The sequence below is a fragment of the Pseudomonas sp. genome, from assembly GCF_037994325.1.
GTDB lineage: Bacteria > Pseudomonadota > Gammaproteobacteria > Pseudomonadales > Pseudomonadaceae > Aquipseudomonas.
In genome coordinates this window covers 1-10,209 of the sequence record NZ_JBBNAH010000211.1, presented here as the reverse complement: position 1 = coordinate 10,209, position 10,209 = coordinate 1, and the positions used below count along the sequence as shown (strand labels likewise).

Annotated in this window: 9 protein-coding genes; all 9 read right to left on the bottom strand. The window is 59.7% G+C overall.

From position 1 onward, the window contains the following. Positions 1 to 221 (bottom strand): amino acid permease (locus AAAB16_RS07225; RefSeq protein ID WP_340662737.1); only part of this gene is annotated, 221 nt, incomplete at its 3' end. A 399-nt stretch (positions 222 to 620) separates the two neighbouring features. After that, on the bottom strand, positions 621 to 1,991 hold the full coding sequence (locus tag AAAB16_RS07220) for a sigma-54 dependent transcriptional regulator (protein WP_340662736.1): 1,371 nt from the start codon (positions 1,989 to 1,991) through the stop codon (positions 621 to 623). Next, entirely contained in the window at positions 1,988 to 3,799 is a 1,812-nt protein-coding gene (locus tag AAAB16_RS07215; RefSeq protein WP_340662735.1) for an ATP-binding protein, read from the bottom strand. The genes AAAB16_RS07220 and AAAB16_RS07215 overlap by 4 nt, the downstream gene beginning before the upstream one ends. After that, positions 3,789 to 4,658, bottom strand: a complete 870-nt coding sequence (gene rfbD, locus AAAB16_RS07210; RefSeq protein WP_340662734.1) for a dTDP-4-dehydrorhamnose reductase — start codon at positions 4,656 to 4,658, stop codon at positions 3,789 to 3,791. The genes AAAB16_RS07215 and rfbD overlap by 11 nt, the downstream gene beginning before the upstream one ends. Further along, entirely contained in the window at positions 4,655 to 5,200 is a 546-nt protein-coding gene (gene rfbC, locus AAAB16_RS07205) for a dTDP-4-dehydrorhamnose 3,5-epimerase (RefSeq protein ID WP_340662733.1), read from the bottom strand. Before rfbC ends, rfbD begins: the two co-directional genes overlap by 4 nt. Further along, positions 5,197 to 6,069 carry a glucose-1-phosphate thymidylyltransferase RfbA gene (gene rfbA, locus AAAB16_RS07200; RefSeq protein ID WP_340662732.1) on the bottom strand — a complete coding sequence of 291 codons (873 nt, stop codon included), beginning with the start codon at positions 6,067 to 6,069 and terminating at the stop codon, positions 5,197 to 5,199. The genes rfbC and rfbA overlap by 4 nt, the downstream gene beginning before the upstream one ends. A gap of 6 nt (positions 6,070 to 6,075) precedes the next feature. Next, entirely contained in the window at positions 6,076 to 7,140 is a 1,065-nt protein-coding gene (gene rfbB / locus AAAB16_RS07195; RefSeq protein ID WP_340662731.1) for a dTDP-glucose 4,6-dehydratase, read from the bottom strand. Positions 7,141 to 7,294: 154 nt separating this feature from the next. Continuing rightward, the gene (locus AAAB16_RS07190; protein WP_340662730.1) at positions 7,295 to 8,506 is read right to left on the bottom strand and encodes a hypothetical protein; all 1,212 of its coding nucleotides are present in this window, start codon (positions 8,504 to 8,506) and stop codon (positions 7,295 to 7,297) included. Between the two features lie 331 nt (positions 8,507 to 8,837). Beyond that, a complete protein-coding gene (gene yegQ / locus AAAB16_RS07185; RefSeq protein WP_340662729.1) occupies positions 8,838 to 10,163 on the bottom strand; it encodes a tRNA 5-hydroxyuridine modification protein YegQ in 1,326 nt (441 codons plus the stop codon). Positions 10,164 to 10,209 lie beyond the last annotated feature (46 nt).

Sequence of the window (10,209 nt, the reverse complement as noted above, 5' to 3'; positions counted from 1 at the left end):
ACACCGGCATCCAGATCGGGTTTGCGGTTGGCCAGGGTTTGGAAGACAAAGGCCAGGGTCAGCATACCCACGGCGGTAATCGCCCAACCGATAAGCACCGCACCCACATCGGCGCTGGCGGCCATATTTTGCGGTAAGGAGAAAATCCCGCCGCCGATCATCGAGCCGACGACCAGGGCGACCAGCGCACCTAAACGAAGTTTGTGGGCAGATTCGGACATGGTGTGCATCCTTGGCTAAGTAAGTAGCAGTGATCTACGCACGCATACGCAGGTAGATATCTGACTTGAATCAAGAGCCTGCTAACTTCCATGTTGAGCGTCGGCGTATTGACGGCAGGACGTGGAGCGCAGAGCAGAGGCTCAAAACACTGCGCGCATGCTTCAGATTGGCGTGGCCAAAACAACGCTAGACCGCTTTACGCAATGCGCAAGGACGCGGGTTTTGGCTGGCCAAGGGCCATTGCAGGGGGTGGAAATAGCGGGAGACGGGGGTAATTTCGAATGGGTCTACGCGGGGGGATTTAAGTGTTTAACGCAGACTGCTTGCTGCGCATAGCACACCGGACAAGAGCGATCTCGTCCGTAGGGTGTGCGGTGCGCACCAAGGGATTTTGAACCTTACTCGCCGTCTTCCTGACTGGCGCTCAAACCATGCTTGCGCAATTTGTCGTGCAGGGTTTTGCGCGGTAGGCCGAGGGCTTCGGCGAGGCTGCGCAGGGAGTTATGCGGCCGTGCCAGTTCGGCGGCGATCAGCGCGCGTTCAAAGGCTTCTACTTGTTCACTGAGCCCGCCGCCGTCCGCTATTTTTGGCACGTCTGGCGTGGCGCCTTCCAGCGACAACTCCAAGCCCAAGGCAAAACGCTCAGCCGCATTTTGCAGTTCACGCACATTGCCAGGCCAGGTGTGGCAGAGCAGGGTGGCGCGCTGGCCCGGTTGCAGTTCACGCACGGGCAAGTGGTGGCGTGCGCTGGCCGATTCGGCGAAGTGCTGGAACAGCAGCAAAGCGTCTTCGTTGCGCTCACGCAGCGGCGGAATACGTAGCGGCGCGACGTTCAGGCGGTAGTAAAGGTCGGCACGGAAGCGCCCTTGGTCGGCGCTCTGGCGCAGGTCTTCCTTGCTCGCGGCAATCACACGGATATCCAGCGGAATCAGCTGATTGCCGCCCAAGCGTTCCACCACCCGTTCCTGCAGAAGGCGCAGCAGTTTGACCTGCACCTCTAAACTCATGCTTTCGATTTCATCGAGAAACAGGGTGCCGCCATTGGCGAATTCAAACTTGCCGATGCGCCGTTTCTGCGCGCCGGTAAACGCCCCAGGCTCGTGACCAAACAGCTCGCTTTCCACCACCGACTCGGCCAGCGCCCCGGCGTTGATGGCTACAAACGGCCCGTTGCGGCGGTTGGACAAGTCGTGCAGCGCGCGGGCGACCACTTCTTTGCCAGTGCCGGTTTCGCCGAGGATCAACACGTCAGCGTTGATTGCCGCCAATGCACCGATCTGCTCACGCAGGCGCAGCATGCCGGGCGACTGTCCCACCAACCGCGCGGATAGCTCGCGGCGATCGGCCAGGGCCATGCGCAGGCTACGGTTATCCAGCACCAATTGGCGCAGGGCCAGGGCGCGGCGCACGCTGTCGAGCAGGTCGTCGCTGGCAAAGGGTTTTTCCAGAAAGTCATAGGCGCCAGCACGCATGGCTTGCACCGCCAACGGCACATCGCCGTGGCCGGTAATCAGCAGCACTGGCAAATCGCTGTCTTGCTCATGCAACTGCGTCAGCAGCTCCAAACCGTCAACACCAGGCATGCGAATATCGCTGACCACCACGCCCGGCCAGTCGCGGGGAATGGTGCCTGCCAGGCCTTTGGCGCTGGCCAGACTGCAGACTTTCAGGCCGGCCAAATCCAGGGTTTGGCTCAATGCTTGACGCAGGTGAGGATCGTCGTCGATCAGCAGCACCTGGGCTCGGTTATCGAAGGTGCTGTCGGTCATGAGCTGAGATCCTCAGAAGGTTGTCGGTTTACCCCTGGCGCGGCGGGCAGCAGGTGCAGGGTCAGCACGGCGCCGCCGTCCGGGTGGTTGGCCAGATGCAGTTCGCCCCCTAAGGCGAGCATCAGGGTTTCGCAAATCGCCAGGCCCAGGCCCAACCCTTGGGCGCTGGTCTTGGTGGTGAAAAAAGGTTCGCGGGCGCGCTTGAGGGCGTCGGCGGAAAAGCCTGGGCCGTTATCGCGAATGCTCAGGCGCACGCCGTGCTCGTCGTTGCTGGTGCTGAGCCAAATGCGCCGCGGTGGGGCTTTTTCCACCAAGGCATCAAGGGCGTTGGCCAGCACATTGCCGAGCACTTGGCGCAGGCGGGTTTCGCCGGCCTGTACCCAGAGCGTGGCGTCGGGCAAGTCGCGGATCAGCTCCACATCCATGGCCCGCCGGCGTTTGGCCAAGAGTGCCAGGGCATCGTCGAGCGCCGGTTGTAGCGCCACGCTTTCCGGCGCATGCCGATCACGGCGGGCAAAGGCGCGCAGGTGGGCGATGATCGATGACATACGCCCGGTCAGCTCGCCAATCAATTTCAGGTTGCCACGGGCATCGTCGGTGCGTTGATGGTCAAGCAGCACCGAGGCGTTTTCTGCGTAGCTACGGATCGCCGCCAGCGGCTGGTTGAGTTCGTGGCTGATGCTCGCCGACATGGTGCCCAACGCCGACAGCTTGCCGGCCTGCACCAACTCATCCTGGGCGCGGAGCAATTCCTGCTGCGCGTGCTCACGCTCGAGCACCTCGTCTTTGAGTCGGCTGTTGAGGGTTTCCAGATCGCGGGTACGGTCGAGCACGCGAATTTCCAGCTCGCGACGGGCACGGGCGTCGATAGCGATGCGTTCCAGATAATGCCGACGGCGTTGCATCAGCAAGCCGAGCAGCAAAATCAGCACCAGTAAGGTCGCGCCGCCGACGGCCACAGCGGTTTGCACTGGGCGCGAAATCTGCTCGGCCGGGGCCAGAATGCTCACCGTCCAGCCGGTTTCCGCCAGGCTACGGTTTTGAATAATCCAGGCCTTTTTACGCAGTTTGAGCATCTGCGGTTCAAGCGTTGGGTAGGGCTTGTTGGCGGCGATTTCACTGCGCTCTTGTGCGCTTAGTTCACGGCTGGCGCGAAAGCGCCATTCGGCACGCGAGGTAAGAATGACCACGCCATTGCTGTCGGTGACCATCAACTGTTCGGGGGTTTTACCCCACAGGGTTTCGGTAGTGTCCAGGTCGACCTTGACCACCAGCGCACCAATCACCGTCTCGCCTTCTTTTACCGCCGAGGCAAAGTAGTAACCGCGTTTACCCGAGGTGGTGCCCAGGCCAAAAAAACGTCCCAGGTGCCCGGTCACCGCTTCGCGGTAATAGGGACGGAAAGCAAAGTTGCGCCCGACAAAACTGTCCGACTGGCGCCAGTTGGAGGCGGCCAGCGTGGTGCCGGCGGCATCCATCAAGTAGATGGAGTCGGCGCCGGTTTGCCCGCGTACTTCTTCCAACAGTTGATTGGCGCGTATCTGCGCATCAAGGTTTTGCGGATGGGTGAGCACGCCGCGCAGCGCCGGCAGGTCGCCAAGAATCGGCGGCAGCACTTCATAGCGGCGCAGGCTGCCGAGTAGGTTGGCCACGTAGAGGTCGAGGGTCTGGCGGTTTTGTTCGATCAGCTCGCTGCTGTAATAACGCTCGGCCAGCTGTTGCAGCGGCCACAGCAGCGGTGCCAGCAGCGCGGCCAGCAGCAGCAAGCTGCGCCAGCGTGGACGGCGCAGCGGCGAGTCAGTCGGCATGGCGCAGGCAGTCGGCTAGCGCCACTTGCCACTGGGGCAGGTGCACATTCCAGGCCGTTTGTAGATGTGCGCAATCCAGCCGCGAATTAAGTGGGCGTTGCGCCGGTGTCGGGTAGTCGCTGCTGGCGATGGGTACCAGGCGTGCGCAGGGTTTGCCTGCGGCTTTCAGGTGTTCGCCGATGGCGCTGGCAAAGCCAAACCACGACGTTTCGCCCTGGCCAGTCAGGTGATAAATGCCCCAGGGACCGGCGTTGCCGTTCTGCCACTGCGCAATCAACTCGCGGGTGGTGTCGGCGATAGTGCCGGCCCAGGTCGGCGCGCCAATCTGGTCGCTGACCACACGTAGCTCTTCGCGCTCTTGCAGCAGGCGCTGCATGGTCAGCAGAAAGTTGCGGCCGTACAGCGAGTACACCCAGCTGGTGCGCAGGATCAGATAGTTGCCACCCACTGCGGCAATGGCCTGTTCACCGGCCAGTTTGCTTTGGCCATAGACGCCCAGCGGTTGGCTGGCATCGTTTTCCTGATAGGGCGCGGACTTGCTGCCATCAAATACATAGTCGGTGGAGTAATGAATCAACGGCACGCCAAGCGCCTTAGCTTCCTCGGCCAGCACACCGGGAGCGATGGCATTGATGGCGAAGGCTTGCTCGGGTTCACTTTCGGCTTGGTCGACGGCGGTGTAGGCCGCAGCATTGATGATCAGGTCAGGGCGCAGGGCGCGAACCTGGGCACGCACCGCAGCAACGTCAGCCAGGTCCAGTTCGGCGCGCCCCAGGCAGATGATTTCGCCTAAGCCTTGCAGGCTAGTGAGCAGCGCTTGAGCGACCTGACCATTGCGTCCGCTGATCAACACCTTCATGGAAACAGCTCCGCCTCGGTAAACAGCACGCCTGCCTGGTCTTTAGCCGACAGCTGCGGCGCTTCATTCAATTGCCAGTCGATAGCCAGCGTTGGGTCATCCCAGCGAATGCAGCGCTCATGGGCCGGGGCGTAGTAGTCGGTGGTTTTGTACAAGAACTCGGCGGATTCACTGAGCACCACAAAGCCGTGGGCAAAACCTGCCGGTATCCACAGCTGGCGTTTGTTTTCCGCTGACAGCAACACACTGACCGATTGGCCAAAGGTGGGCGAGCTGCGGCGAATATCGACGGCGATATCCAACACTTCGCCAGCGCTGGCGCGTACCAGCTTGCCCTGCGCCTGTTCGATTTGATAATGCAGGCCGCGCAGCACACCGCGCTGCGAGCGCGAGTGGTTGTCCTGCACGAACTGGCAGTCGACACCTGTCGCCGCTTTAAAGGCTTGGGCGTTAAAGCTTTCAAAGAAAAAGCCACGCTCATCGCCAAACACTTTTGGCTCGATGATCAGTACGTCTGCAATGTCGGTGGCAATAACCTTCACACCTGTTCTCCTGCTAGCCGGTAGAGGTATTGGCCATAGCCGGTCTTGCCGAAGGCCTTGGCCTGCACCAGCAATTGCTCACGGTCGATCCAGCCATTTTGGTAGGCGATTTCTTCCAGGCAAGCGACCTTCAAGCCCTGACGGTGTTCGATGGTTTGCACATATTGCGAGGCGTCCAGCAGGCTGTCGTGGGTGCCGGTATCCAGCCAGGCAAAGCCACGGCCAAAGCGCTCCACGCGTAAGTCGCCGCGTTGCAGGTAGGCGTTGTTTACGTCGGTGATTTCCAGCTCGCCGCGCTGCGAGGGCTTTACCGCCTTGGCGATTTCGATGACGTCGTTGTCGTAGAAATACAAACCAGTGACCGCATAGCTGGATTTAGGCTTGGCCGGCTTTTCTTCAATGGAAATGGCCTTGCCGTTCGCGTCGTATTCCACCACGCCAAAACGCTCGGGGTCGTTTACCCAGTAGCCGAACACCGTGGCGCCGCTGGTGTGGCTGGCGGCACGTTGCAACTGCTCGGTGAAGTGCTGGCCGTGGAAAATATTGTCGCCAAGGATCAGGCACACCGAGTCGTCGCCAATAAACTGTTCACCAATCAAAAACGCCTGCGCCAAGCCGTCGGGCGAGGGCTGCACGGCGTAGCTGAAATTGACCCCGAACTGGCTGCCGTCGCCGAGCATTTTTTCGAACTGCGGCAGGTCGTGCGGGGTGGAAATCAGCAGGATGTCTTGGATGCCGGCAAGCATCAGCACCGAGATGGGGTAGTACACCATCGGTTTGTCGTAGATCGGCAGCAGTTGCTTGGACACCGCCAAGGTAATGGGGTGCAGGCGTGTGCCCGAACCGCCGGCCAGAATGATTCCTTTCATGCTCAGTTACTCCGTTGCGCCAAGGCGTTCGCGCTGGTAGCTGCCGTCTTGCACATGGCGACACCAGTCGAGGTTGTTCAGATACCACTGCACAGTTTTGCGCAGGCCGCTGGCAAAGGTTTCTTCTGGTACCCAGCCTAGCTCGCGTTCGATCTTGCTGGCGTCGATGGCGTAGCGCAGGTCGTGGCCGGGGCGATCTTTCACAAAGGTGATCAGCTGGTCGTAACGCTCAACGCCGGCCGGTTTTTCCGGCGCCAGTTCTTCCAGCAGCGCGCAGATGCTGCGCACTACGTCGATATTCTGCTGCTCGTTATGGCCGCCAATGTTGTAGGTCTCGCCAACCTTGCCCTCGGTCACCACCTTGAGCAGGGCGCGGGCGTGGTCTTCCACAAATAGCCAGTCGCGAATCTGCGCACCGTTGCCATACACCGGCAGCGGCTTGCCTTCCAAGGCATTAAGGATCACCAGCGGAATCAGTTTTTCCGGGAAGTGATACGGCCCGTAGTTGTTCGAGCAGTTGGTGATCAGTACCGGCAGGTTATAGGTACGTTGCCAGGCGCGAACCAAGTGGTCGGACGCCGCCTTGCTGGCCGAGTACGGCGAACTGGGGGCGTAAGGCGTGGTTTCGGTGAAGAGGTCGTCGACGCCATGCAGGTCGCCGTATACCTCGTCGGTGGAAATATGGTGAAAACGAAAGGCCTGTTTGGCCTCGTCCGCCAGGCCCTGCCAGTAACCGCGGGTGGCTTCCAGCAGCGCATAGGTGCCGACGATATTGGTCTGGATAAACGCCGAGGGTCCGTCGATAGAGCGATCGACATGCGATTCGGCCGCCAGGTGCATGATCGCCTCGGGCTGGAAGTCGTCCAGCAGGGCGCGCACGTGCGGCTGGTCAGCGATATCCAGTTGGGCAAAGCGATAGCGCGGATTGCTCGCCACGCTGGCGAGGGATTCGAGGTTGCCGGCGTAGGTCAGCTTGTCGAGGTTAAGCACCTGGTGTGTGGTGTTTTGCAAAAGATGGCGAATCAGCGCCGAGCCAATAAAGCCCGCGCCGCCGGTGATCAAAATACGCATGCCAAGTGGCCTTGTCGGTTCGCAGGCGCATAGCTTGTCGGCAGGCTTGGTAAGAAGCAAGCGTGAAAGGCCGTGGCGGCCGCGGCTATGCCGGGGCAAAAGCAAAACGCCGTCGCACTTGCGGGCGACGGCGTTGGGGGCAAGCGTTAAGGCGTTACAGCAATTTGGCTTTTTTCAGCGACGCCGTGGAGGCCGGCACCTGGATGATTAGCGGGTGGTCGGTCAGGTTGACCTGAACCTTGCTGACATTACGCAGCGACTGAATGGGCTCGGTGCCGACGATAGGGTCGTAAATATTCACCGTGGCCTGAGTGGACCCCAGGTTCACCGTTACCGGTGCCGATTGGCCAGGGAAGGAGTCAGGTTCAGCCCACACCAGGATATTGGTTTCGTAATTGCTCTTTTGCAGGGCAAGGAAGCGGCCGGTGGTAGGCAGCCCTACGGTGGAAAAGGGGATCAACTTGGTCAGGGTGAAGTTCGACGCGGTAGGCGTTGAATCCACCAGGATGGTGTTGAGGTTATGCCAGGCCGTTGCCGCTGGAGTTGGCGCATTGTCGGCTTTGGCGAACAAGCCATAACCATCGCCTTCATCCATCAGTTGGTAGATGTAGGTGCGATGAATCTCGTTGTAAGCGCTGTTGGCCAGAATACTCAGCAACCAAGAGGCACTCGCCTGGGCGGTGGTTTTGGGCGATTGATAGCCCGTTTCGGTGTACACCGCAGGGCCAACGCCAGCGGGCGTGTTACCCAATACCGTACGTTTTACATACTTGGTCGGTGGTTTGCCGGCAGCGGGGTAGGGGTGTTGGTTATTGAAGTCGGCGAGACCTTTGGTCACCGCGGGGTCCGGACCTTTAGGAATACCGCCTGCGTTGTAACCGGTGAAATAAAACACTTGGGTGTTTTTAAACAGCGGGTGCGCTTTGGTTTGTTTATACAGCTCTGCCTGGAACGACAGCGCAGCCGGTAGGCCTTTGGTGCCATCGGGCTGCCAGATCAGCGGGAAGTTATTGATCTCGTTTGGCCCTTCCACCGCCAGCGTCGAACCGGGTACGGCTTTCTCCACCGTGCTGATATTGGTCAGAAAGGTGGCGATGGTGGTTGGCGACTTGGTGCCCCCAACGGCAGCGATGTAATTCCACTTCACGCCAGCCTTGGCCAGGGTGGTGTAGTAGTTATACGGCGGGTTGCCCCAGAACGGGTTGTAACTGTCGCGGGCGTTGACGATGCCCAGGTACTGCATATTGCTGATGACCATCGGCATCTTCGCGTAGTTCGAAGAGCCCTGGCTGACGTGCAGGTTTACGCCCATGGCGTTGATAAAGTCGGCTGAGCGCATCAGTGTGGCGGCTGCCTGCGTCTGCATGCTTAACGTTCCTGCTCCAAATAGAAGCAGCAGGGTTGTAGTGCGGACGAGCTGGTTCATGGTCTACCCCCTTTCAGAAATTTCGAGAACGCTAGGAAAACGCTAGTTGGCACAAATGGCGTTGTCGAAACCCTAGTCGCAAAGTGCCACGGTATCTGCTGAACGGTCCGTTTTAGACGCGTTTTGCAATAAAACATATTGCAAAAAATTGCCTGAACTTCATGACCGTTTCAGCGCCGATACAGTTCGTCGCGCTTTCGTTTCAACACAGCTTGCAACGACGCGGCCATGTTGTCTGGCGTGTCGCCACTCTCAGACGAGCTGCAGTTTATTAATCCGCACTGTCGAGGTAGCGCATTAGCAGGCCAAAGCGCCCATCGGCGATTGGAGGCAGCGCAACATACACGATGTGACCATCGCCGGGGGCAATGGTGATCGACTGGCCCGCCGCATTTTTCAGCGTACTCAGAGAGAAGTGCTGATTGCCGGAGGGCGTCATTAGTTCAAAGCGATCGCCAACAGCGAAGCGGTTTTTTACCCGCACCTCGGCAAGGTCGTCGCGCCACTCCCCGGTCAGTTCGCCAACAAACTGCTGACGTTCGGCGCGCGAGTTACCGTGCTCATAATTCTGATAATCATCATGCACATGGCGGCGCAAAAAGCCTTCGGTGTAGCCGCGATTGGCCAGTGATTCGAGGTCGGTAAACAGGTGCGGGGCGAAGGGTTTACCGGCGACAGCATCGTCGATGGCCTGGCGATAAACCTGGGCGGTACGGGCCACATAAAAGTGGCTTTTAGTACGGCCTTCGATCTTCAATGAGTGCACACCCATCTGCACCAAACGCTCGACATGCTGCACCGCGCGCAGGTCTTTGGAATTCATGATGTAGGTGCCGTGCTCGTCCTCAAAGGCCTCCATCAACTCACCGGGGCGGCTGTCGTCTTCCAGCAGAAACAGTCGCTCAGTGCTGCTGCCTTGACCTAGCGTCGGAGCACAAGGCCGAACAATTTCACCCAATTCATTCTGCTGGCCCTCATGCGCCTGGTACTGCCAGCGGCACGCATTGGTGCATGTGCCCTGATTTGGATCGCGGCGGTTGATATAGCCGGACAACAGGCAGCGCCCCGAGTACGCCATGCACAGCGCACCATGAACGAAAACCTCCAGCTCCATCTGCGGTACCTGCTGGCGGATTTCGCCGATTTCCTCCAACGACAGCTCGCGGGACAAAATCACCCGGCTCAAGCCTTGCTGCTGCCAGAATTTCACGCTGGCCCAATTCACCGCATTGGCCTGCACCGACAAATGAATAGGCATCTGCGGGAAGTGCTCACGCACCAACATGATCAAACCGGGGTCGGACATGATCAACGCATCCGGCGCCATGGCCACCACTGGCGCCAAGTCCTTGAGAAAGGTGCGCAGCTTGGCGTTATGCGGGGCGATATTGACCACCACATAAAAACGCTTGCCCAGCGCGTGGGCCTCGGCAATGCCGAGCGCGAGGTTGGCGTGATCGAATTCATTGTTACGCACCCGCAAGCTATAACGCGGTTGCCCGGCGTATACCGCATCGGCGCCATAGGCGAAGGCATAGCGCATGGCTTTCAGCGTGCCAGCGGGGCAGAGCAATTCGGGAGAGAACGGACGGGACATACGGAATCGCCTGGCTGATTGGGCGCGCGATTCTAGGGAGTGCTGA